The organism is Sphingomonas sp. GW822-FHT03G08 (genome assembly GCF_058801135.1).
Map to the genome: position 1 here is coordinate 1545292 of NZ_JBXAMZ010000001.1, position 23699 is coordinate 1568990.

A 23699-nucleotide genomic window follows, 5' to 3' on the forward strand; every position below is an offset into this window, starting at 1 on the left:
GGAGGAGACTGCCATGTACAGCGAAAGCGATCTGGCCAGTGCCGTGGAAGCGGGGGCGCTTTCCCCCGCAGCCGCCAATGCGCTGCGCAATTACGTCGCCGAGCGCCGGTCGGCGCCCGCGGTGGACGAAGAGCATTTCAAGCTGCTCACCGGGTTCAACGACATCTTCGTGGCGATCGCCGCCGCGCTGATCCTGGTCGCTGCGGCGCGCATTGGCGCGTTCTTCGGCGAGATGCTGATCGGCCCGGGACCGGAGCCGCGGATCATCGGGGGCAACATGATCGGCGGCGGCCTCGCCGTGGCAGCATCGAGCTGGATGCTCGCCGAGTATTTCACCGCCAAGCGCCGGATGGCGCTGCCGTCGATCCTGCTGCTGTTCGGCTTTGTCGGCGGCGTGGGCGCGGCGCTGTCGGGCATCTTCGCCGCGAACCTGCCCTGGATCGAGGAGCAGCTGCACCTGGCCACCGACCTGCAGCGCCAGCAGGTCGGCGCCGGCGTCGCCGCGATCGTCGGCCTGCTGACCGCGCTCGCCACCTGGATCCACTGGAAGCGCTTCATGGTGCCGATCACGGTCGCCGCCGGCGGGCTGGTGATCGTCGGCATGGGCGTGGCGATCGTGCTCGCGCTGGTGCCGAACGCGAAGGACTGGGTGAACGAGATGCTGCTCGTCGCCGGCGTCGCGATGTTCTTCTTCGCGATGCGCTGGGACATGACCGACCGCGAGCGCCGCACGCGCCGCTCGGACGTGGCTTTCTGGCTGCATCTCGCCGCGGCGCCGCTGATCGCGCACCCGGTGTTCCACATGCTCGGCGTGTTCGACGGCGAGGTTACCGGCCCGGTCGCCGCGGTGGTGATCGCGCTCTACATCGCCTTCGCCTTCGTCGCGCTGGCGGTGGACCGGCGGGCGCTGCTCGTCTCCAGCCTGATCTATGTGCTGTGGGCGATGTACGCGCTGTTCCAGGCGACCGGTGCGGTCGAGCTGGCGGCGGCGCTGACCGCGCTGGTGATCGGTTCGGCACTGCTGCTGCTCTCGGCCTTCTGGCAGCCGGTGCGCCGCATCGTCGTCGGCCTGCTCGGCGGGCTGGAGGAGCGGCTGCCGCCGACCCAGCTGGTGACCGCCTGAGTTCCCTGGAGGCCCGGGGTTCGCGCCCCGGGCCGATACTCTCGATCAGGATATTGCATGATGCCCTGTCTGACGCTGGCCCTGTTGCTCACCACCCCCGCCCCGCAGGCGGATGCCCCGCTGGTCGAGCTGGTCGGCAAGTTCGTCGAGGCCGAGCGCGCCTATGACCAGGAGAAGATCGCCGACCTGGTGACCCAGGATTATGCCGAGGTCTCGCCGCTGGGCGATGTCGACACGCATGACGAATTCCTGGGCTTCTATGCCGCGGACAAGAAGCGGCCGGTGCCGGTGACCAGGCTGAGCGATCCGCTGGTGCGCGAATATCGCGATGCGGCCTCGATCATCGTGCGGCTGTCGTTCGACCTGCCGGGGGCCCCGGCGCAACCGCCACGGACCGTGTCGATGCGGGCGAGCTTCCTGGCGGTGCGCGCGGGCGGCACCTGGAAGATCGCATCGGCGCACTACACGCCGATCCGTCCGCCGGCGCCGCCTGCCCCGCCGCAGCCGCCTGCGCCCTGACCTTACTTGGGAGGAAGCGCGGTCCCCAGCCCTGCTTCCGACACCACTCCCCTCCCGTGCCCCCCGGGCGCGGGAGGGGTTTTTCGTTCAGGGCTGCTCGATCGCGGTGCCGGGACGCGCACTCATCGCGGTGCCGACCGAGGAGAGGACGATCAGGCACACCGCCAGCCACTGCACGCCGCTGAGCACTTCGCCGAGCAGCATCAGCCCCATCAGCGCACCGACCGCGGGCTCGGCGCTGAGCAGCGTGCCGAAGGTGTTGGCCGGGAGCCGGGGCAGCGCGATCATCTCGAGCGCATAGGGGATCGCGCTGGAGACGATGCCGACGAGCAGGCCGAGCATCAGCACCTCGGGCCGGAGCAGCGCGGTGCCGGCGTGGAGGATACCGACCGGTGCGGCGAGGCAGGCGGCGATCAGCATGCCCCCGGCCGCGGCGGCGGGCCCGTGCGCGGCGCCGGCATGGCGGCCGGTGAGGATGTACGCCGCCCAGCAGGCACCGGCGACCAGCGCGAGGGCAACGCCACGCCAGTCGAGATGCGCGGCGCCCTTCCAGATCGGCAGCAGCAACGCCAAGCCGAACACCGCCAGCCCGATCCACAGGAAATCGATCCTGCGCCGCGAGGTGAGCACCGCGACCGCGAGCGGCCCGGTGAACTCGACCGCGATGGCGATGCCGAGCGGGATGTAGGACAGCGCCTTGTAGAAGCTGAGGTTCATCACCCCGAGCACCAGGCCGTAGCCGAGCAGCGAGCGCCAGCCGGCGTCGAGCCGAATCCGCCAGGGCCGGAAGATTGCCGAGAGGATCACCGCCGCGAACATCAGGCGCAGCGCGGTGGCGCCTTCGGGGCCGACCAGCGGGAACAGCTTCTTGGCGAAAGTCGCGCCCATCGTCACCGACAGCAGCGACACGAACAAGGCGGACAGCGCGACAAGATCGATGCGCGGCGAAGCGGGCCGCGGGGCAGCGAAAGCGGACATCGGGACACTCGAAAATGCGGGGTGGTGGCTTCAGGATAGGGATTTGCCGCGATAAGGGCGGTTTATTTTGGCACTTATGCGATAAAGTTTATCGACCTAGGCTCGAAAAATGACGAAGATTGAACCGCTCGATTCGTTCGACCGCAAGCTGCTCGAGCTGCTGCAGGTTGATGTGCAGCAGCCGGTGGCGGCGCTGGCCGAGAAGGTCGGGCTTTCCGCCCCCGCCTGTTACCGCCGCATCCGGCGGCTGCGCGAGACCGGGGTGATCGAGCGCGAGATTGCGGTGGTGCATCCGAAGACTTTGGGCTGGCCGCTGTCGATGATCGTGCTGGTAACGCTGGAACGCGAAACCGCCGACACGGTGAGCGAGATGTTCGAGATCTTCCGCCGCGAGCCCGAAGTGATGGAAGCGTGGAACGTCACCGGCGACCATGACTTCGCGGTGCGGATCATCGCACGTGACATGGAGAGCTATGACGATCTGGTACGCCGGCTCTTCTCCGCCGACGAGCGGGTGCGGACGTTCGAGACTTTGGTGGTGATCCGCGAGACCGGGGGGATGAGCCCGGTGCCGGTGGGGTTTGGGGGGTAGCTGAGGCCAAGGCGCTCCGAGCCACATCCCTCGTCACCCTGAACTTGTTTCAGGGTCCAACGCGCCTCTAGCGATATCGCCGGTGGAGCGTTGGATGCTGAAACAAGTTCAGCATGACGGAGTCGCCCTATTCCTCCACGAGCTTCATCAGCCGGCGCTCGACCGGGGCGAGCACCGGGCCGAGCTCATGCCCGCGCTTGAGGATCATGCCGCTTTCGTTGACCAGCGCCCACATGCCCTGGCGGTTGCGCAAGGCGGGGCGCTTCTCGATGCGGAATTCGGGGCGCTCGGCGGCGCGGCGGAAAGCGGCGAAGATCGCGGCGTCGAGATCGAACGACATCGCATAGTCGCGCCAATGGCCGGCGGCGACCATGCGGCCATAGAGGTCGAGGATGCGGGTGAGCTCGGGACGCTCGAAGCCGACCTGGCCGGGGCGTCCAAGGGGGAGCGGGGTTACGGTGCCCATCTACGCGCTGTCGCGCTGCTCCCCTTCCGTCCGGCGCTCGGCGAGCACGGCGTCGAGCCGCTTGCGCATCGCCTCCAGCTCGCAGCGCATGATCTCGAGCTTCTGGGTCTGCGGATCGAACAGCTCGCTGCACGGCGTACCATAGGGCACGAAGCCCTTCTGCCACTTCTCCGCCTCGACCAATGTCGGCTTGGCCGGGATGCCGACCATCACCGCGCCGGGTGCGACATCCTTGGTGACCACGGCATTGGCGCCGATCCGGGCACGCTCGCCCACGGTGATCGGCCCGAGCACCTGCGCGCCCGAACCCAGGATCGCGCCGTCGAGCAAGGTCGGGTGGCGCTTGCCGGCCACGCCATTGTCCGGGCTGGTGCCGCCCAGCGTCACGCACTGGTAGATGGTGACGTCGTCGCCGATCTCCGCGGTCTCGCCGATCACGACAAAGCCGTGATCGATGAAGAAGTTGCGGCCGATCTTCGCGCCCGGATGGATGTCGATCGCGGTCACGAAGCGCGACCAGTGATTGACCACGCGGGCGAGGAAATAGAGGCGATTGCGGAACAATGCGTGCGCGATGCGGTGATAGCCGAGCGCCCACACGCCCGGATAGAGCAGGATTTCCGCGCGCGATCGCGGCGCGGGATCGCGCGCCTTGATCGAATCCAGATACGCCAACAGGCGCTGAAACATGGCCGGTCCCCTTTTATCGGGTGTCCACATAATAGCTAAACCCACGGAATTCCAGAATGGCCCATTCTGCGCTTGGCCGCACTAAAGCCGATGTATCTTGTTGGAACGTTCCGGTGCCGTCATCCATTCCATCCCGGCCCAACCTTCAAGGTGCGAATGATCTTTGGAATCGACCTGAGCCTCCTGCTGCCGTTCATCGCGGTGGGATTCGCCGCCCAGATGGTGGACGGCGCGCTGGGCATGGCCTTTGGCGTGATCTCCAATACCCTGTTGCTGAGCCTGGGGGTGCCGCCCGCGGCGGCCTCTGCCGGCGTGCACACGGTGGAGACCTTCACCACCGCCGTATCGGGCATCAGCCATGCGGTGCACAAGAATGTGAACTGGAAGCTGTTCCTGCGCATCGCCGTGCCCGGGGTGATCGGCGGCGGGCTGGGCGCCTATGTGCTGTCGAACATCGACGCCGGCACCGCCAAGCCCTTCATCCTCGCCTATCTGACCGCGATCGGCTTCTACCTGCTGTGGCGCAGCCGCCATTATCCGCCCAAGGAGAAGTCGCCCAAGATCGTCGAGCCGCTCGGCCTGGCCGGCGGCTTCCTCGACGCGGCGGGCGGCGGCGGCTGGGGGCCGGTGGTGACCAGCAACCTGCTCGTCCAGGGCGCCTCCCCGCGCACGACGATCGGCACGGTCAACACCGCCGAGTTCTTCGTCACCACGACGATCTCGGCGACCTTCATCACCCAGCTCGGCTGGGGCGCCTTCACCCTGGCGACGGTCGGCCTGCTGGTCGGCGGCGTGATCGCGGCGCCGTTCGGCGCGCTGCTCGCCAAGCGGGTGGAGCCCAAGACGCTGATGCTGATGGTCGGCATCGTGCTGACGCTGACCAGCCTGTACAATCTGTACCTGGCGGTGGGGCGGTAGGGTCTTCACTCCCCACCCTGGAAGGGAGGGGTCGGGGGTGGGTCGATGTACGCGATATGGCTGGGTTAAGCCTTAGGCGACAGTATCGCCCGGCTTCCACCCACCCCCAGCCCCTACCTTCCAGGGTGGGGAGCTTGAGACTTTACGCCTTCCTTACGCCCTCCCCCATCTTCCCTCTCGAAGCTTAACGCCGATCCGCCCCACACCCCCGCGCATGTGGGACAGCAGCAGGAACAGCCGCCACGGGCGGATACGGCGCATCGGCGCTCCCGAAACCGGATGGCAGCGGCGCTGGGGCCGGATCGTCGACTGGCTCGGCGCGCGGCGGCCGCTTGACCTGATCCTGGGCTGCATGATCGTGATCACGCTGATCTCGATGATCGCCCGCGCCGTCTGATCGGGTTTCCAGAAATACAGTCGATCAATCGATGCCGCTTGATCGATTAAAGCGATCACCCCGAACGGGCTTTCCAATTTCACATTGCAGTGCAGCGGCCCTATCTCGCCATTGCAACAACAACCCCCGTTCTGGAGGAATACCAAGCAATGGCTCTCATCGGCAGCACCATCAAGCCGTTCACCGCGCAGGCCTATAAGGAAGGCAAGTTCGTCCAGGTCACCGACGCGGACACGAAGGGCAAGTGGGCGGTGTTCTTCTTCTACCCGGCGGACTTCACCTTCGTGTGCCCGACCGAGCTCGAGGACCTGGCGGACATCTATCCGCAGCTCCAGAAGATGGGCGTCGAAGTTTATTCGGTCTCGACCGACACGCACTTCGGCCACAAGGCCTGGCACGACACCTCGCCGGCGATCGGCAAGATCAACTATTACATGCTCGGCGACCAGAACCACGTGCTGTCGACCAACTTCGACGTGCTCCGTGAGGGCCAGGGCCTTGCCGATCGCGGCACCTTCGTCGTCGATCCGGAAGGCGTGATCCAGCTGGTCGAGATCACCAGCGAGGGCGTGGGCCGCAACGCGGCCGAGCTGCTCCGCAAGATCAAGGCTGCGCAGTACATCGCCGCGCATCCGGGCGAAGTCTGCCCCGCCAAGTGGGAAGAGGGTGCCGAGACGCTGGCTCCGTCGCTCGACCTGGTCGGCAAGATCTGATCCCCCAGGCGCCCGTTAGCCCCCTTGCGGGCGCCCATGCGGCCCGGGACGGCAATCAACTTCTGTCCCGGGCCGTTTTGTATCTGAATTAGTGGAGTTTCTGCCATGCTCGACGCAAACCTGACCCAGCAGCTCAAGGGCTATCTCGCGAACATCCGGGAGCCGATCGAGCTGGTCGCCAGCCTCGGTGACGATGCCAAGTCGCGCGAGCTGGAGGAGCTGCTCAACGAAATCGCCGCACTTTCGGACAAGGTCTCGGTCGTCCGCACCGATGACGATAGCCGCAAGCCGAGCTTCCTGATCCACCGCACCGGCACCGATATCGGCGTGCGCTTCGCGGGCCTGCCGATGGGGCATGAGTTCACCTCACTGGTGCTCGCTTTGCTCCAGGTCGGCGGCCATCCGAGCAAGGCGGCGCAGGAGCTGATCGAGCAGGTGAAGAACCTGGACGGCGACTATGTCTTCGAGACCTATTTCTCGCTGACCTGCCAGAACTGCCCGGACGTGGTGCAGGCGCTGAACCTGATGGCGGTGCTCAACCCGCGCATCCGCCATACCTCGATCGACGGCGGGCTGTTCCCGGCCGAAGTCGAAGAGCGCAAGGTGATGGCGGTGCCGACCGTATTCCTGAACGGCGAGCCCTTCGCCAGCGGCCGCATGGAGCTGGAGCAGATCGTCGCCAAGATCGACAGCGGCGCCGAGAAGCGCACTGCCGCCAAGATCGCTGGCAAGGATCCGTTCGAAGTCCTGGTGGTGGGCGGTGGCCCGGCCGGTGCTGCAGCTGCGATCTATTCGGCGCGCAAGGGCATCCGCACCGGCATCGCCGCGGAGCGCTTCGGCGGCCAGGTGCTCGACACGATGAGCATCGAGAACTTCATCTCGGTGAGCCACACCGAAGGCCCGAAGCTCGCCGCGCATCTGGAGCAGCACGTCAAGGAATATGACGTCGACATCATGAACCACCAGCGCGCTGCGAAGCTGGTGCCGGCCCGGCATGAGGGCGGGCTGCATGAGGTCGTGTTGGAGAATGGCGCGAGCCTGAAGGCGCGCACCGTGATCCTTTCCACCGGCGCCCGCTGGCGGACGATGGGCGTGCCCGGCGAGGAGGAATATCGCAACAAGGGCGTGACCTATTGCCCGCACTGCGACGGCCCGCTGTTCAAGGGCAAGCGCGTGGCGGTGATCGGCGGCGGCAATTCCGGCGTCGAGGCCGCGATCGACCTGGCCGGCCTCGTCGCGCACGTCACGCTGATCGAATATGACAGCCAGCTGCGCGCCGACGCGGTGCTCCAGCGCAAGCTGGGCAGCCTGCCCAACGTCAAGGTCATCACCTCGGCGCTGACCACCCAGGTGGACGGCGATGGCGAAAAGCTGACCAGCCTGACCTACAAGGACCGCAACCACGGCACCGTGCATCAGGTCGAGCTTGAAGGCATCTTCGTGCAGATCGGCCTGGTGCCGAACACCGAGTGGCTGAAGGACGCGATCGCGCTGTCCAACCGCGGCGAGATCGAGATCGATGCGCGCGGCGAGACCAGCCAGCCGGGCATCTTCGCGGCAGGCGACTGCACGACCGTGCCGTACAAGCAGATCGTGATCGCGATGGGCGCAGGCTCGACCGCGGCACTCTCGGCATTCGACTATATGATCCGCCTGCCGGACGAGCTCAGCGAGGCGGCGTAACCTCTAAATCCTCCCCGAGCTTGTCTCGGGGAGGGGGACCAGCCGCAGGCTGGTGGAGGGGCGGCGAAGCCGGCGGTGTGCCACCGCCGCCCCTCCACCCCTCGCTTCGCGAGCGGTCCCCCTCCCCCAGCAAGCTGGGGAAGGATTTGTTTTATCGCCTGGCTCACTATATACCCGCCATACAATCGACACAGGCGATCAATGGCGCAGACCACCTACCTCCCCACGCTCAAGCAGCTCCAGTATCTCGTCGCATTGAAGGACCATGGCCATTTCGGCCGGGCGGCGGAGAGCTGCTACGTTACCCAGTCGACACTGTCGGCGGGCATCCGCGAGCTGGAGACGCTGATCGGCGTGGTGCTGGTCGAGCGGACGCGGCGGGTGGTGCGCTTTACGCCGCTGGGCGAGCGCATCGTCGACAAGGCGCGGCGCGTGTTGCGCGAAGCGGACGAGCTGGGCGACCTGGCCCGGGCCGCCGGGCGGCCGCTCTCCGGCGAGATGCGAATGAGCGTGATCCCGACGATCGCGCCCTTCCTGTTGCCGCGCATCCTGCCCAAGCTGCGCAGGGACTATCCCGACCTGAAGCTCTATCTGCGCGAGGAAACCAGCGGCCAGGCGTGCGAAGGGCTGCACCATGGCCGTACCGACTGCGTGCTGCTCGCTTTGCCCTATGCGTGCGGCGACGTGGAAACGGCGCCGCTGTTCGACGACCGGCTGTTCGTCGCCTATCGCGAAGGCGAGATGGATCCGAGCGCCTCGATCCGCCCGGCCGAGATCGACGAGACGCGGCTGCTGATGCTCGAGGACGGGCATTGCCTGAAGGAACATGCGCTCGCCGCCTGCAACCGGCCGGAGATGCGCGCCGAGGCGACGATGATGGGCACCTCGCTGCACACCATGGTGCAGATGGTCGACAATGGCCTTGGCGTGACGATGCTGCCCGAGATGGCGGTGGATTCGGGCATCCTCGACCACACCCAGGTGGCGGCGCGGCCGCTGGAGGCGGACAATGCCTCGCGGCGGATCGCCCTGGTGTGGCGCAAGGCTTCGCCGAGGGAACGGGACTTCCGGCTACTGGCGGACGTGCTGGCGGAGGCCCGGCCCTGACCTCCCTCTCCTTACGGGAGAGGGATTACCACTTGGCCGCAGCCGCCTCGTCGCTTGCCCGCGCTTCGACCCAGCTCGCATCCTCCCCCCGCCATTCCCGCTTCCAGAAGGGGGCGTCGGTCTTGAGCCGGTCGATCAGGTATGCGCAGGCCTCCAGCGCCTCGCGGCGATGCGCGGCGGCGGTGCCGATGAAGACGATACGCTCGCCCACCGTCATCCGGCCGACGCGGTGGAGGATCGTCACGCCGAGCAGGTTCCAGCGGTCCATCGCCGCCTCGGCCAGGGTGCAGAGCGCGTCCTCGGTCATGCCGGGATAGTGTTCGAGTTCGAGCGCGGTGATGCCGTCGCCGCCGCGGACCACGCCGGTGAAGCTCGCCACTCCGCCCGCGCCGCGCTCCTCGAGCGCCGCCAGCTCCAGTGCCAGCTCGATCGGCGCGGGATCGATCGAGACGCGGATCATCCGCCGGTCACCGGGGGGAAGAGCGCGACTTCCTTCGCTCCGTTCAGCGGCGTGGCCAGCGGCACGAAGCGCTGGTCGATCGCGGCGCGCAGCCTGGCCGGATCGGCAAAGGCAGCGGCGTGGCCTAGGCTGCGCGTGGCCAGCCAGCCGACCAGATCGGCAACCGTCTCCACCGCCTCGGGCGGGTCGACCTGCTCCTGCCCCACCCCCACGGCCTCGCGGACCCAGGCGAAGTAGAGCAGGTCCATCACGTGTCCATGTGCCGCAGGCCGACGCGCAGATAATCCCAGCCGGTGATCAGGGTGAGCGCGGCGGAGACCCAGAAGGCCGCCAGCGCCGCCTGCCACAGCCACGCATAGGGCAAGGCGCCGACCAGGATCAGCCCGCCGAGCGAGACCAGCTGCAGCGTCGTCTTCCACTTGGCGAGCCGCGATACGGGAAGCGAGACCTGGATGCCGCCCAGGAACTCGCGCAGGCCGGAAACGGCGATCTCGCGCACCAGGATCACCAGCGCGGGGATCAGGTGCAGGTCGGTGATCACTCCGCGGCCGGCGAGGATCAGCAGCACTGCGGCGACCATGATCTTGTCGGCGATCGGATCGAGGAACACGCCGAGCTTCGACACCGTGCCCTGGGCGCGGGCGAGATAGCCGTCGAAATAATCGGTGACGCCCATCAGGCAGTAGATCGCGAAGGCGATGCCGTAACCCAGCCGCCATTCCGGCCACCAGAGAAACGCCGCGAGCAGCGGCACCGTGATGATACGCGAGAGCGTAAGGATATTGGGCAGCGTCAGCATTTGGCAGGCTCTACCACCGCACTTACCCTTCCGTCATCCCCGCGGAAGCCAGTACCATCGACAGGCAAAGCCGTTCCCCGGCGAAAGCCGGGGCCCAGGGTAACAGAGCGACACGGTAGAGAAACCCTGTTCCCCGGCTTTCGCCGGGGAACAGCATGGCGGGAAGCAGCGTAGCCTACTTCACCAGCCGGAACCGGATCGCCTGGCCGCCGCCCGGCGCCAGCGCGAGGTCGAGCGTGTCGGCGCTCGTCACCATGCGCTTCTCGATCGTGTAGGCGACCGGCTTCTTCACATAGTCCGCATCCGCCGCATCGCGGTAGATCTGCGCCTCGTAGCGCTTGCCCGGCGCGAGGAAGTCGAGCTTCACCGGCAACACACGCGCCGTCTCGTCGGTGATCGCGCCGAGATACCAGTCGCTGCCCCCGCGCGGCTGGCGGGCGACGACGACATAGTCGCCGATCTCCGAAGCCAGCGTCCGCGTCGTTTCCCAGTCGGTCGGCACGTCGCGGATGAACTGGAAGGCGTCGAGATGCTTCTCGTAATTTTCGGGCAGGTCCGCCGCCATGTGGATCGGCGAATAGAGCACGACATATTCGGCGAGCTGTGCAGCGAGCGTCGACTGGTTGCGCTCGGTCAGCAGCGTCTTGCCATGCTCCAGGTCGAAGATGCCGGGCGTGAAGTCCATCGGCCCCGCGAGCATGCGGGTGAAGGGCAGGATCGTGAGATGCTCGGGCGGGTTGGTCGGGCGGCCCCAGGCGTTGAACTCCTGCCCGCGCGCGCCTTCGCGGCTCACCCAGTTGGGCCAGGTGCGGCGCAGGCCCGTGTCCTTGACCGGCTCATGCGTGTCCATGGTGATGTGGCGCTTGGCCGCAGCCTCGATCACCTTCAGGTGATGCTGGACCATGAACTGGCCGGCGAACCATTCCTTGCCACCCTCGCGATCGAGGATATCGCCCGAATGGCGGACATAGCCGGTCTTCACCGACGGCACGCCGACCTTGGCATAGAGGTCGAGCGCGTCCTCGAGCTGGTTCTCGTAATTCACCACCGCGCCGGCAGTCTCGTGATGGCCGATCAGGTGGACGCCCTTCGACCTGGCATAGGCCGAGAGCATCGGCAGGTCGAAATCCGGGTACGACTTGGTGAAGCTGAACTTGTCGCCATTGGCGATCCACTCGCCGTCCCAGCCCTGGTTCCAGCCTTCGACGAGCACGCCGTCGAACCCGTATTTCGCGGCGAAATCGATGTAGCGCTTCACATTGTCGTTATTGGCGCCGTGGGTCGGGCCGCTGCCCCAGGTGGTGCGGTTGAGATGCATCTCCCACCAGACGCCGACATATTTGCCCGGCTTGAACCACTTCTGGATATCCGGAAGCTTGCTCGGCTCGTTGAGGTTGAGCTCGATCCGGCTGTCGGCCAGCGCGCCGGGCGTGGTGCCGATCAGGATCGTGCGCCACGGCGTGGAGAAGGGCCCGGTCTTCTTCGCGCCGACGCCGTCGGGCCAGGGCATCAGCCAGGCGGTAAGCGTGCCGGCGCCATTGCCCTGGAGCAGCATGCTCGGGAAATCGACCAGCGCCGCTTCGTGGAAGGACAAATACAGCCCGTTGCCGCCCTTCAGCGTCAGCGGGGTCTCGGCCAGGGTGATGCGGCGCGCGTCGGTCTGGGTGTAGAGATATTCGTCGCGCTCCTGGCCAAGCCCTTCATACCACCAGGCCTGGTACGCGCCCTTCGTGCGGAACTGGGTGCGATCGGCGGTGACGCCGACCTGCTCGCCCGCCGGAATGCCGGCATAGGAATAGCGGAAACCTACCCCGTCATCGAAGATGCGGAAGGTGACCTGCATCGCCTTGTTGAGCGCGGTGTCCCCCGTGATCGTCACCGCCAGCTCGCTGTGATTGTCGCGGACCAGCCGCTGCTCGCCCCAGGGCTGCTCCCAATTGCTGTCCGAGGCCGAGCGGTGGGCATCGGTGATCGCACTGTAGCGCGCCGCCGGTTCCCCTGCGAAGCTGAGGCCCAGCGCCGAGGGAGCGATCACCACCGTGTCGCCGCGCTTCACTTCGTAGAGCGCCTGCCCGCCTTCGACCGAAACACAGACTTCGAGCGTCTTGCCCGGCGACTGGGCGCATTCCCGATCCGCCGCGAAGGCAGTGCCGGGAAGCGCAAGGGCAAGCAGGGTCACGAGGGTACGAGAGGTCATTCGGGGTCTTTCCTGTCGGGAAGTCATGATTGGGGAGCGGCGAGCCGGGCCAGCCAGGCGTCCTGCATGGGCTGGCGCAGCACCTGCTCGCGAACGAAGCCGAGCATGTGGCGGAACTGCGCCTTCACTTCCTCGGGCGGGACGCGATCGATCGCCGGCGGCCAGCTTTCGGGTTCGACGCCGTGGCCGAGGAACAGCGCGCGCCAGCTGTCGGGCGGGAGGTTCTCCTCCTCGAACGGCGCCAATTCGCCACGGGCGCGGAACAGCGCGATGGCATGGGCGAGATCGGGCGACACCTCGCACGCGCCCTGCCAGAAGGGGCCGGCATAGCGGGCGAGCGCGTAATGCGCGGACTGGAAGTCGCGCAGCCGGTCCAGCGCTTGCGGAGTGGCGTGGTTATAGGCGTCGCGCTCGGCAGCGAAACCGGCACTGGCCGGGAAGTCGGCGAGGAGCTGGACCAGGCTGACCTGCAGGCCGAGCAGGTCGAGGCCGTGAACCGGATCGAAACGTGCGCCGAGGGTGACCTGGTTGCCGGTCCAGGGTTGCGCGGGGCGCCCCGGATCGAGCGTGCGGATCACGGCGCCGGTGAGCGGCAGGCCGGCGGCTGTGGTCGCGGCGGCCAGCGCTTCGTCGTCACTGGCGTGCGCGCTCGACCAGACATGGGTGACGAAGGTCGCCGGGCGGCTCGGGTGGAGCGCGGTCCAGCCGGTGGGACCGGCTCGGTTCTCGGCATAGACCGGGAGATTGGCGAAGGCCGGGCCGGCGGCGGTCAGCACGCGGTCCGCAGGGAAATGCGCACGCCAGCTCAGGAAATCCGTGTCGAGCGCGCCGCCGGCATCGACGAACAGATCGCCCGTGAGCCGCCGTCCCTCGCCGAGATCGAGCGCGGTAATCGTCTCGCCCTGTCGCGCAGGGGTTACCGCGTCGGCGGCATGTACAATGACGCCGTGGCGGATCGCCGTCTCGCGCAGCAGCCGGGCATAGGCGATCGCCGGCAGGTGATAGCCATAGTCGCAGCGGCCGTAGCTCGCGCTCTGGTCGTCAGGCAGCATCAACCGCCCGTGTCGCGCAGCGGCGGCAGTGAGCGAGAAGTCGTCGAGCGGGACGCTCAGGCCATAGGCGCGTGCCTTGACCCAATGGGGGAAGAATTCGTCCTCGCCGATCCGGGTGCCGGCGGAGCCATAGGCGTGGAGGAAGGCGGGTTGCGACTGTGCCCCTACCGCTTCCGAAGCTGATCCCCGGCGAAGGCCGGGGATCTGGTTGGGCTCTATTGCGCTGGGCTCAAGCTCCACCAAATTCTGTCCAAGCGTCAGGCTTCCCCCCGTAGCCCGCAGCACCCCAGCCTCATCGATACGAAGCTGGGCATGCAGCGCCTCCAGCGCCGGGAAGGTGGCGTAGAAATCCACCGGCGCGAGCCCGCTCGGCAGTTCCACCGCCTCCACCCGAACACCCGAAGCCCCAAGCGCCCGCGCCAAGGCAGCCGCCGCCAGCCAGAGCGGCGCATCCCGCCCTACAACGACAACGGTGAACGCCCCGCTCATGCGACCACCGCCACTTCCCCCGCCGGGCAATAGCCGGCCAGGAAATCGGCATGCGCTGGCAACGCCGCGGCGTTGCTGGCGATCCGTTCGCGCAGATCGGAGAGGCGCTCTGCCACCTGATCGAGCGGCGCGCGGTCGGCCTGACGATCCCAGGCCTGGGGCATGATCCCCTGCCCCATCAGCACCGCCAGCCAGCTGTCGCGCGAGAACAGGCCAAGCTTGTAGTCGGGCGCGCGGCCGCTGGAGCGGAAGAGATCGATCTTGTGGGCCAGGCTGTCCGGCAACGCCATGTTCCGCACATGATCCCAGAGCGGTTCGCCGTGGCGCGCGTTGGCGGTGTAATGGAGCACCAGGAAATCGCGGGTCCGGTCGTAATGGATCGCGAACAGCCGGTTGAACTCGGCAGCCAGGCGCGGATCGATCGCGCCGCCGGGCCGGGGCATCAGCTTCGCCAGGTCGGTTACCGCCGCCTGGATCAGGAAGATGCTGGTCGATTCCAGCGGCTCGAGAAAGCCCGAGGACAGCCCGACCGCGACGACATTGCCTTCCCAGCCACGCTCCCGCCGCCCAGCCTGGAAGCGCAGCACACGCGGCTCGGCAAGCGGGGTGCCGTCGATCGCGCCGAGCAGCGTCTCGCGCGCCTGATCTTCCGAGCAGAAAGCGCTGGAGAAGACATAGCCATTACCGATCCGATGCTGGAGCGGGATGCGCCAGGTCCAGCCGCCGGTCTGGGCCGTCGAGCGCGTGAAAGGCGTGATGCCGGCCACGCTGGCGCACGGCACCGCCATGGCGCGGTCGCAGGGCAGCCATTCGCTCCAGTCCTGCCACGCCACGCCCATATTCTGCCCGAGCAGCAGCGAACGGAAGCCGGAGCAGTCGATGAACAGGTCGCCTTCGATCCGCGCACCCGATTCGAGCGAGACGCTCTCGACGAGCCCGGTCTCGGCGCCGCGCAAGACCTCGACGATCTTGCCCTCGATCCGCTGCACGCCGCGCTGCGTCGCCCAGCCACGCAGATACCGGGCGTAGAGCCCCGCATCGAAATGATAGGCGTAGGAGAAGGTCGAGCGGATCGAGCGCGGGTCCGGATCGGGCATGTCGAACACGCCTTCGCGGCACATCGCGGCGGCGAAGCTGTGCTCGGCGAATTCGCCAACCGGCTTGCCCGCCGCTTTCGCCCGCAGCCAGTGGTGCTGGAAGTCGAGCCCGCCCCAGCGTTCGCCGAACGTGCCGAAGGGGTGGACATAGCGCCCCCCGGGCCTGTCCCAGCCGACGAACTCGATGCCCAGCTTGAAGCTGCCCTGGGTGGCGGCCATGAACTCGGCCTCGTCGAGCCCGAGCATCGCGTTGAACTCGCGGATATGCGGCAGCGTCGCTTCGCCGACGCCCACCGTGCCAATCTCGTCGGACTCGATCAGGGTCAGCGCATAATCTGTCTCCGGCAGCAAGCGCGCCAGCCCGGCCGCGCACATCCAGCCCGCGGTCCCGCCGCCGACGATGACGACGCGCAGGGGCGCCGCGGATGTGCTCGAACTGGGCTGCATGCAATTCGCTCCCGAAAGAAATGGCGCCGCCGAATGAAGGAACGGCGGCGCCGAGGGGAGTTAGAACTTGAACCGGGCGCCGAACTGGAAGCGGCGATCGACCCGGCTCCAGTTTGCGTCGCGGTAGACAGGCTTGGCGCCGGGCGTCTTGCTCGTGTCGCCGAAGATCTGCTGCTGGAACACGCTGGTGGTGCCGAGCAGGTTCGATCCTTCGACCGACAGCTCGACCCATTTCGCCAGCGAGAAGCGCAGCGAGCCGTCGAGGAACCCGGCCGCCTTCTGGAACACCGGCAGGCCGATGCAGCAGTCGAGATTGTCGGTGAGGAAGCGCGAGCGCCAGTTATAGGCGACACGCATCGCGACCGGGCCCTTTTCGTAGAGCATCACCGCGTTGAACGTGTGCTTGGAGATGCCCGCCAGCTGGTGCGAGTCCATCACCACGCCGCGCCCGCCCGATGTGTCGAGGCCCGCGCCGAAGCCGCCGGTGCCGCCCGAGTCCAGCGCGCCCGCCGTCACCAGGTTCGAGTTGTTGATGCCCGACTGGTCGACGAACGTGTAGTTCAGCTGCGTACCAAGCCCGCTAAGCGCGCCGGGCAGGAAGTCGAAGAAAGTCTGGAAGGCAACTTCGAATCCCTTGAGCGTCCCCCCATCCTCGCCGTTGCGCGGGCCGCGCATCAGCACGGTCTGGGTCGAGTTGTTGTTGGTGAAGCTGCGATAGAACTCACCGTACGAGATGCTCGAATTGAGCTTCTTGTAGAAGCCGTCGATCGTGAACGAGCTGCTGCGGCCGAAATAATGCTCGAAGGTCAGGTCGAACTGGTCGGCCGTGATCGGCTTGAGCGCCGGGAAGCCCGATTCCGCGCGGAACACGAAGTTGTAGCCGGTGACCGTGCCCGCGCCGTTGCGGACGAGGTAGGGCGAGGTCGCCGAACCGTCGAGGATCGGTCCCTGGATCGATACGAAGTTGCGCAACAGGCCGAAGTCCGGCCGAGACATGCCCCGCGAATAGCCGAAGCGGATGAAGCTCTTGTCGTCGAGGCCCAGCCGCAGATTGAAGCTCGGCAGCCAGTTGTCATAGCTGGCCTCATAGGTGTTCGCCGTGCCGCCGCCGCTGGCGAAGGCCGCCACCGCCGGCGTGACGAAGCACATTGGGTTGACGATCCAGGTGGCTGGCAGCGTCGAGCCGCAGGGCTGGTAGTTGGTGAAGGTGGTGGTCAGCGGATAGCCGACGCTGCCGTCGGAATCGATGCTGGTGCGGACATAGCGCAGGCCGATATTGCCGCGGATATTCACCCCGCCGATATTCGCATTGTCACCGCCGAAGCGCAGCATCGCATAGGCCGCGGTGGTCTTCTCCTTGACGTGCATCACCTCGGACGGGAGGTAGCAGCCCTCGACCGTGGCATCGGCGCGGTCGCAGATCGGCTCCCAGCCCATCGGCGAACCGGTGGTCGAGCCGCTGACGCCCTGCACCAGCCGCGCGCGGTCCATCAGCGTGGCGCGGTTCATGTAGACCAGCGCCGGGTTGTCGTAGACGCCGCCATCGTAGAAGCCGTCGCCGAGCGTGACCGACTCCCACATGCCCGGGCCATAGCCCTTGAACGCCGGGTGGCCGGCGTTGCAGCTCGGATAGGCACCGCCCGTGGTGTTGTCGATATTGAAGCCCGGGCCGTTGCAGTTCCACGACGCCGCGACCGGCGACCAGTTGAAGGTCGAGTAGCGCACCGTCTGCGCGCGATCGGCATAGCGAACGCCTACCTTCAGCGAGTCCAGCCAGCCGCCCTCGTCGAAATCATAGCCGATATCGCCGCGGAACGCGGTCTCCTTGGCGTCATTGTCCTCCATGTGCGCCTGGACGAACGGCATCCAGTAATTGTGCGGGTTGGAGAGGCCGCCGGCGGCGTAGTTCACGTTCGAGCCCGGCAGCAGCTTCACATTGGGCGTGCCGTCCTTGTTCGTGCTGTACTGCACATTGGCCATCGAGCCGACGGCGACGAGGATGTCGTCATTGGTGGTGTTGGCCCAGATATGCTGCACGTCGAGGTTGACGTGGAGCTTCTCGGTCACGTCCCAGCTGATGTTGCCCGACAGGTCCTGGGTTCGCTCGCGGTGATCGAAGTTGCGCGCCTCGTTCTGGAAATAGAGGCCATCCTGCAGCGTCGAGCAGACCGAAGGCGCCGCGCAATTGTTGACGAAGGGCTGGCCCGGCACGGCCGAACCGGTGTTGATCGCTTCCTGGGTGCTGTCCCAGCTGCCGCGCCAGCTGCCATGCGCCTGGGTCAGCGTGCCCGACTGGAGCATGCCGTCCGGCCCGAAGACGAAGGCCGAGGTGCCCGGCGCCCGGCCGAGAACCGTGGTGGCGCGCGGGTTGAACGCCGGGGTGCCGAAGTAATTGCCGTCCAGGATCACGTGGCTGGCCCGCTCGAGCCAGGCATTGTGATACTCGCTGTCGTTATACTGGGCCGACATGCGGAAATTGCCCGCATTGTTCTCGTACTGCGCCGCCGCCGAGATGCCGCGCCGGGTGCGGTCGTAATCGACCTGCGAATAGCGGATGCCGTCGGGGATATAGGCCCAGCCGGTGCCGCCGAACGGATTGGCGGAGCAGTTCACGGTGCCGTTGGTCAGCACACCATTGCCCTGCGCATTGGTCGCGCCGGCCGAGCAATAGGTATCGATCTTGTCCATGATCACGTTTTCGGTGCGCGTCACGACATGGCTGCGGGCGAAATTGGCCATCAGGCCGAAGCGGCCGATCGCGGTGTCCCAGGTGTTCGAGATCAGGCCCGAGAACTCGCCGGTCCACTCCTTCGAACGGGTGCCATAGCTCGCCTTGGCGTTGCCGGCGACGACCAGCCCCTTCTGGTCGAACGGCAGGCGGGTGCGCAGATTGACCGTGCCGGCTAGGCCGCCTTCGATCATCTCGGCCGTCTGGTTCTTGTAGGCATCGACGCCGGCCATCAGCTCGGGCGAGATGTCGTTGAAGTTGAGCCCGCGATTGGCATCGGCCGAGAAGCTGTCGCGCCCGTTGAACTCGGTGCGGACGAAGGTGAGGCCACGGATCAGCACCGCGGTCGGCTCGCCCGAGGGGTGGGTCGAGTCCCCGGCTGCCTGCAGGCGCGAGGTGGTGATGCCCGGCACGCGCTGGAGCGCGCCCGCCACCGAGGTGTCCGGGAAGGCGCCGATATCGGTCGCGGTGATCGAGTCGACCACCGTGTCGGAATCGCGCTTGATCGTCTGCGCGCTTTCCAGTGCCTTGCGGACGCCGACGACGACGATCGCGCCGCTATCGTCCTCCTGGGTGGCTTCGGGTGCCGAGGCGGTCTGCGCCTGGGCAATGCCGGCCAGGCCCATCAGGGCTACGGCCGCCAGCGAGGCGCCGCCCCGCAACAAAGTGATCTGCTTCATCTTTCCTCCCTCCGTCGCGCCTTTGCGGCGCTGTTGCACGCGCGGCACCACGGGGCCCCTGCCCCGCAGCGTCGCTTCAGATTCCAATTCGGTGCTTCAAGGCGCGGATGCGCGAAACGCGCGCAGGGCAAGGCCCGACGCTGTCGCGCATGATCGCAAGCCGGCTATGCCGCGCTTCCCCCAAGACACCCTCCATTGTGCCGCCCCCGCTCTCCGGCGGGACCATCCACTTGCGAGCTGCCCGGCCCGGGAAGCTCTTTGCGTAACTTTGCGTAAATTGAGCAAAGCCGCAAGAGGGAAATTTTGCAGAATATTTCTGCCGATATCTTATTATAAAATAACAGTTTTATGCGGATTATCAGTGGGACGTGCACGAATTTCCGCAGCAGCGAACGAGTCGCGCGATGCAATTTTGTCTTGCAATTAATGCAAATTTTGCACAGCCTCGCGCGGCAATGCGAAGCACTGCAAAGCCTTGCGCCCGTGAGGGGCTGTCACCGGGAGCCGGTATCGGCGCTGCGTGGAAGCGTGAGCGCGAAGCCTGCCGCGACCAGCAGCGCCGCGGCGGCGAGGAGGAGCGCGTATTCGGCCTGCCCGTGGAAGACGCGGCCGACCAGCGGCCCGAGCATCGTCGAGGCGACGAGCTGGGGTATCACCAGGAACATGTTGTGGATGCCCATATAGACGCCGGCCTTGCCCGGCGGCACGCTGCCGGCGAGCATGGCATAGGGCATCGACATGATCGCCGCCCAGGCGAGCCCCACCCCGATCGTCGGCAGCCACAAAGCCACCGGATCGCCGACGAGAAGGAAACCGACCAGCCCCGCCGCGCCGAAGCACAGGCACAGCGCATGCGTCAGCCGCCGGCCGAGCCGCTCACCGATGCCGGGCAGCAGCAACGCGCCCAGCGCCGCGACGCCGTTATAGCCGGCGAACAGCACCCCGACCCAGTCGGCCGCTTCATTGTAGCCCGGCGAGGCCGGATCGGCGGTGCCGTAATGCCGGAGCGCCAGCGCGGGTACGGTGTAGATCCACATCGCGAACAGGCCGTACCAGGTAAAGAACTGGACCACCGCCAGCCGCTTGAGCACCGGCGGCATCGACCGGATGTCCTCGACGATCTCGAGCATCCCGATCGAGCTTCGGCCGAGCCGTCGGAGGCGGACGACCACGGCCTGGAGCAGCCCGAACAGGAAGCAGATGCCGGCGATGACATAGATCTCGCGCTTCCATCCGGCGAGCGCGGCAGCCCCGGCGACCCCCGCCCCGGCCAGCATCCAGCCGATACCGTGGCGCACCAGCGAAGCCGCGCGCTCGGGCGACAGCGTCACCGGCGGCATCGCTTCCTCGGGCAGCCGCGTCGGCGCCGGGCATTCGGGGGTGGTGACGATCGTCCAGCTCACCGCCACCAGCAGGCAGACGCCGCCGATATAGAAGGCGCTTCGCACCGATTGCGGCAGCAGATGCGGCTCGGGCTGGCCGCTCAGCCCTGCCCAATGGACCAGCATCCAGGGCAGTGCGGAAGCGAATACCGCGCCGATGCCGATGAAGAACACCTGCATCGCGAAGCCGGCGGTGCGCTGGCTCTCGGGCACCCGGTCCGCCACCAGCGCGCGGAACGGCTCCATCGCGATGTTGATCGATGCGGTGAGCACCCAGAGCATCAGGCTCGCCGCCCACAGGCTGGTGGCATTGGGCATCAGGAACAGCGCCAGCGCGGTGCAGACCGCACCGGCCAGGATATAGGGGCGCCGCCGGCCGAGCGGGCCGCGGGTGCGATCGCTCAGATGGCCGATGATCGGCTGGACGAGCAGCCCGGTCGCCGGGCCCGCGATCCACAATATCGCAAGGTCGTCGAGCTCGGCGCCGAGCGTCTGGAAGATGCGGCTGGTGTTTACGTTCTGCAGGCCCCAGACAATCTGGATGCCCAGCAGGCCGAAGCACATGTTCCAGATCTGCAACAGGCTGAGCCGCGTGACACGCGGCGCGGCGCCCGCGTCGCCAGCTTGCAATGCTCCCCCCTCACCGTTCTAATCTGGCCGTATTCGGCTCTCCTCAAGCTTGGGCACAATGGGCAGCAGTAGCAACAACAATACGACGCTGGAGGATCTGGCGAAGCTGGCCGGCGTGTCGATCTCGACCGTCTCGCGGGCACTCAACGATCATCCGCTGATCAGCGCGCGCACCAAGCAGAAGATCTGGGCGCTGGCACGCGACCATGATTATCCCTTCCGCCCCTATATGCCGGCCGCGCCGGTGGGGGCCGAGGGGACGATCGTGATCGTCACGCCGTTCATGCGCGGCCGGCCGCTGCCGCTCTCGCACCCGTTCTTCCTCGAGCTGCTCGCCAGCATCGGCGAGGCGGCGCGCGCCCGCGACTGCGACTTCACGGTGAGCCACACCACGCCCGCCAATTATGACGATCTCGTCGCCACCACCACGACCAGCCGGGCGAGCGGGGTGATCTTTCTCGGCCAGTCGATGCTGCACGACGCGTTCAACCAGCTCACCCAGACCAGCGCCAATTTCGTGGTGTGGGGCGCACAGATGGCCGGGCAGCTCTATTGCTCGATCGGATCGGACAACCAGCTGGGCGGCAGGCGGGCGACCGCGCATCTCGCCCGGCTTGGCCGCAAGGCGATCCTGTTCCTGGGCGGCACCGATCCGGAATCGATGCAGCGCAAGCGCGGCTATGACGAGGCGCTGCGCGAAGCCGGGATCGCGGCCGATCCCAAGCTGGTGGTGCCGGTCGATTTCGAGCTCGAATCGGCCGACGCGGCGGTGAGCCGGCTCTTGCGGCGGCACGTCCATTTCGACGGCATCGTCGCTTCGTCGGACCTGATCGCCCTGGGCGCCATCCGCGCGTTGCGCCGCGCCGGCGTATCGGTGCCGGGCGACGTATCGGTGATGGGCTATGACGACATGCTGCTCGCCCGGCTCTCCACCCCGGCGCTCAGCACGATCCGCCAGGACACGTTCGAGGCCGGCCGCCAGCTTGTCTCGCGCATCCTCGACCCTTCCCCCGATCCCAGCGCCGAGCGGCTGCCGACGGACCTGATCGTGCGAGAGTCATGCGGGGCGTAATCCAGTGAATTCCCCTCCCTGGAAGGGAGGGGAGCAGAGGGGAAACCGATTAACCGATTGCCGCCATGCATGCCGCTCGGCTATGCCCGCCCCAGATACAGCGGAAAATCCGCAACCAGAGGTGAAAGTTAGCTTATGCATGGTGCGGCGCTCGGTTTGATGCGGGAGCGCCGGTTCCTGCCGCTCTTCGTCACCCAGTTTCTCGGCGCGTTCAACGACAATCTGTTCAAGAACGCGATGATCTTCTTCGCGACCTATCAGATCTTCAATTCGGTCGAGGACGAGACCCGGTTCAGCGCAATCGCAACGGGCATCTTCATCCTGCCCTTCTTCCTCTTCTCCGCGCTCGCCGGCCAGCTCGCCGACAGCTACGACAAGGCGAAGATCATGCGGATCATCAAGGCCGCCGAGATCGGGATCATGCTGGTCGGCGCCTCGGGCATCTTCCTCAAGAATCTCGAGCTGATGCTGGTCGCGCTGGTCGGCATGGGCGTGCACTCGGCGTTCTTCGGCCCGATCAAGTACGCGATCCTGCCGCAGCATCTGAAGGAAGACGAAGTGCTGGGCGGCACCGGCATGGTCGAGGCCGGCACCTATATCGCGATCCTGTGCGGCACCATTGCCGGCGGCGTGATCAGCGCGAAGGCCGCGGCCTTCGCCGTGATCGGCGTGGCGCTTGTCGGCTGGCTGGCCTCGCAGCGCATCCCCTCCGCCCCGCCGCTGACCAAGCTCAAGATCGACTACAACATCTTCCGCGCCTCGTGGCGGCTGATCTCGGCTACGATGCACATCCGCCGGCTCTATCTCGCGATCATCGCGATCAGCGTGTTCTGGACGATCGCCGCGGTGCTCGGCGTGCTGTTCCCGCCGCTGGTGAAGAACGTGTTCCACGCCCAGAAGGACGTGGCGAGCGTGTTCCTCGGCATCTTCTCGGTGGGCATCGCAATCGGATCGGTGATCATCAACCGGCTGCTCAAGGGCCATGTCTCGGCCAAATATGCCGTGCGCTCGGTCCTCTCGATGATGCTCTTCGTGATCTGCTTCTACCTCACCGCGCGCTTCTGGCCGGTGCATGAGGGTCCGCTGCTCAAGACCGCCGAGTTCCTGTCGATGCCGATCGGCTGGGCAGTGCTGGGCACGCTGCTTGCGATCGCGACCACGGGCGGCATGTTCGTGGTGCCGCTCTACGCCTTCCTCACCACCACCGTCGAGAAGTCGCAGACCGCGCGGACCGTTGCGGCGAACAACATCGTCAATTCGGGCTTCATGGTGTTCGGATCGGTCGGCATCTTCGGGGTGAGCAAGATCCCCGGGGTCGGCGTGGCCGAATGCGTCCTGGTCGTGGTGCTGCTCTGCCTCGCCTCGGCCTGGTGCGCCAATCGCCTCTACAAGGCCGAGGACACACCCCACGCGCCGGACGTGCTGCCCTAAAGGGGCGGACGACCACCCTGCCTTTATCCTTCGTCACCCTGAACTTGTT

Annotated in this window: 21 protein-coding genes; 10 read left to right on the top strand and 11 right to left on the bottom strand. The window is 66.7% G+C overall.

Translation table 11 applies throughout. The features are described 5' to 3' along the window. Nucleotides 1-13 precede the first annotated feature (13 nt). Both AC1RJ5_RS06935 and AC1RJ5_RS06940 read left to right on the top strand, forming a co-directional pair. On the top strand, nt 14-1123 hold the full coding sequence (locus tag AC1RJ5_RS06935; protein WP_342251502.1) for a hypothetical protein: 1110 nt from the start codon (nt 14-16) through the stop codon (nt 1121-1123). A gap of 57 nt (nt 1124-1180) precedes the next feature. Further along, nucleotides 1181-1642: a nuclear transport factor 2 family protein gene (locus tag AC1RJ5_RS06940; protein ID WP_342251501.1), complete on the top strand. Its 462-nt coding sequence runs from the start codon at nt 1181-1183 to the stop codon at nt 1640-1642. 87 nt (nt 1643-1729) lie between these two features. On the opposite strand, the gene AC1RJ5_RS06945 is transcribed toward AC1RJ5_RS06940, so the two are convergent. Beyond that, nucleotides 1730-2620 (bottom strand): EamA family transporter, encoded by an 891-nt coding sequence (locus AC1RJ5_RS06945; protein ID WP_269574528.1) that lies wholly within the window; start codon nt 2618-2620, stop codon nt 1730-1732. A 109-nt stretch (nt 2621-2729) separates the two neighbouring features. Between AC1RJ5_RS06945 and AC1RJ5_RS06950 the strand changes: the two genes are divergently transcribed. Continuing rightward, a complete protein-coding gene (locus AC1RJ5_RS06950; RefSeq protein ID WP_493112447.1) occupies nt 2730-3212 on the top strand; it encodes an Lrp/AsnC family transcriptional regulator in 483 nt (160 codons plus the stop codon). A gap of 127 nt (nt 3213-3339) precedes the next feature. Here AC1RJ5_RS06950 and AC1RJ5_RS06955 read toward each other — a convergent pair whose 3' ends face one another. Next, nucleotides 3340-3678: a DUF2794 domain-containing protein gene (locus AC1RJ5_RS06955; RefSeq protein WP_342251500.1), complete on the bottom strand. Its 339-nt coding sequence runs from the start codon at nt 3676-3678 to the stop codon at nt 3340-3342. Further along, nucleotides 3679-4368, bottom strand: a complete 690-nt coding sequence (gene epsC, locus AC1RJ5_RS06960; RefSeq protein WP_184169383.1) for a serine O-acetyltransferase EpsC — start codon at nt 4366-4368, stop codon at nt 3679-3681. 156 nt (nt 4369-4524) lie between these two features. On the opposite strand from epsC, the gene AC1RJ5_RS06965 reads away from it, so the two are divergent. The 5 genes from AC1RJ5_RS06965 to AC1RJ5_RS06985 all read left to right on the top strand — a co-directional run bounded on the left by AC1RJ5_RS06965 (nt 4525) and on the right by AC1RJ5_RS06985 (nt 9186). Further along, nucleotides 4525-5286 (top strand): sulfite exporter TauE/SafE family protein, encoded by a 762-nt coding sequence (locus tag AC1RJ5_RS06965; RefSeq protein ID WP_269574524.1) that lies wholly within the window; start codon nt 4525-4527, stop codon nt 5284-5286. Between the two features lie 214 nt (nt 5287-5500). After that, nucleotides 5501-5683 (top strand): hypothetical protein, encoded by a 183-nt coding sequence (locus AC1RJ5_RS06970; RefSeq protein WP_269574523.1) that lies wholly within the window; start codon nt 5501-5503, stop codon nt 5681-5683. Between the two features lie 149 nt (nt 5684-5832). Then, a complete protein-coding gene (gene ahpC, locus AC1RJ5_RS06975; protein WP_493112450.1) occupies nt 5833-6396 on the top strand; it encodes an alkyl hydroperoxide reductase subunit C in 564 nt (187 codons plus the stop codon). Between the two features lie 105 nt (nt 6397-6501). After that, a complete protein-coding gene (ahpF, locus tag AC1RJ5_RS06980) occupies nt 6502-8079 on the top strand; it encodes an alkyl hydroperoxide reductase subunit F (protein WP_493112452.1) in 1578 nt (525 codons plus the stop codon). Between the two features lie 201 nt (nt 8080-8280). Beyond that, nucleotides 8281-9186, top strand: a complete 906-nt coding sequence (locus tag AC1RJ5_RS06985) for a hydrogen peroxide-inducible genes activator (protein ID WP_184169395.1) — start codon at nt 8281-8283, stop codon at nt 9184-9186. A gap of 25 nt (nt 9187-9211) precedes the next feature. On the opposite strand, the gene AC1RJ5_RS06990 is transcribed toward AC1RJ5_RS06985, so the two are convergent. From AC1RJ5_RS06990 to AC1RJ5_RS07025, 8 genes are all read right to left on the bottom strand, one after another. Further along, complete coding sequence (locus AC1RJ5_RS06990; protein ID WP_269574520.1) at nt 9212-9646, bottom strand: molybdenum cofactor biosynthesis protein MoaE; 435 nt, start codon at nt 9644-9646, stop codon at nt 9212-9214. Further along, nucleotides 9643-9894, bottom strand: coding sequence for a molybdopterin converting factor subunit 1 (gene moaD, locus AC1RJ5_RS06995; protein ID WP_493112455.1), 252 nt, complete (start codon nt 9892-9894; stop codon nt 9643-9645). The genes AC1RJ5_RS06990 and moaD overlap by 4 nt, the downstream gene beginning before the upstream one ends. After that, nucleotides 9894-10445, bottom strand: a complete 552-nt coding sequence (pgsA, locus tag AC1RJ5_RS07000) for a CDP-diacylglycerol--glycerol-3-phosphate 3-phosphatidyltransferase (RefSeq protein WP_184169400.1) — start codon at nt 10443-10445, stop codon at nt 9894-9896. The genes moaD and pgsA overlap by 1 nt, the downstream gene beginning before the upstream one ends. Before the next feature lie 175 nt (nt 10446-10620). Then, the gene (locus AC1RJ5_RS07005) at nt 10621-12642 is read right to left on the bottom strand and encodes a glycoside hydrolase family 97 protein (RefSeq protein WP_493112457.1); all 2022 of its coding nucleotides are present in this window, start codon (nt 12640-12642) and stop codon (nt 10621-10623) included. Nucleotides 12643-12665: 23 nt separating this feature from the next. Next, complete coding sequence (locus AC1RJ5_RS07010; RefSeq protein WP_493112459.1) at nt 12666-14183, bottom strand: tryptophan 7-halogenase; 1518 nt, start codon at nt 14181-14183, stop codon at nt 12666-12668. Further along, nucleotides 14180-15727, bottom strand: a complete 1548-nt coding sequence (locus AC1RJ5_RS07015) for a tryptophan halogenase family protein (RefSeq protein ID WP_269574516.1) — start codon at nt 15725-15727, stop codon at nt 14180-14182. Before AC1RJ5_RS07015 ends, AC1RJ5_RS07010 begins: the two co-directional genes overlap by 4 nt. Nucleotides 15728-15787: 60 nt before the next feature. After that, on the bottom strand, nt 15788-19135 hold the full coding sequence (locus tag AC1RJ5_RS07020) for a TonB-dependent receptor (RefSeq protein WP_493112461.1): 3348 nt from the start codon (nt 19133-19135) through the stop codon (nt 15788-15790). Between the two features lie 494 nt (nt 19136-19629). Continuing rightward, a complete protein-coding gene (locus AC1RJ5_RS07025) occupies nt 19630-21147 on the bottom strand; it encodes an MFS transporter (RefSeq protein ID WP_269574514.1) in 1518 nt (505 codons plus the stop codon). Nucleotides 21148-21205: 58 nt separating this feature from the next. On the opposite strand from AC1RJ5_RS07025, the gene AC1RJ5_RS07030 reads away from it, so the two are divergent. Together AC1RJ5_RS07030 and AC1RJ5_RS07035 are read left to right on the top strand one after the other, a co-directional pair. Further along, nucleotides 21206-22219, top strand: a complete 1014-nt coding sequence (locus tag AC1RJ5_RS07030; RefSeq protein ID WP_269574513.1) for a LacI family DNA-binding transcriptional regulator — start codon at nt 21206-21208, stop codon at nt 22217-22219. A 159-nt stretch (nt 22220-22378) separates the two neighbouring features. Further along, nucleotides 22379-23650, top strand: coding sequence for an MFS transporter (locus AC1RJ5_RS07035; protein WP_446746012.1), 1272 nt, complete (start codon nt 22379-22381; stop codon nt 23648-23650). Nucleotides 23651-23699: the final 49 nt, after the last annotated feature.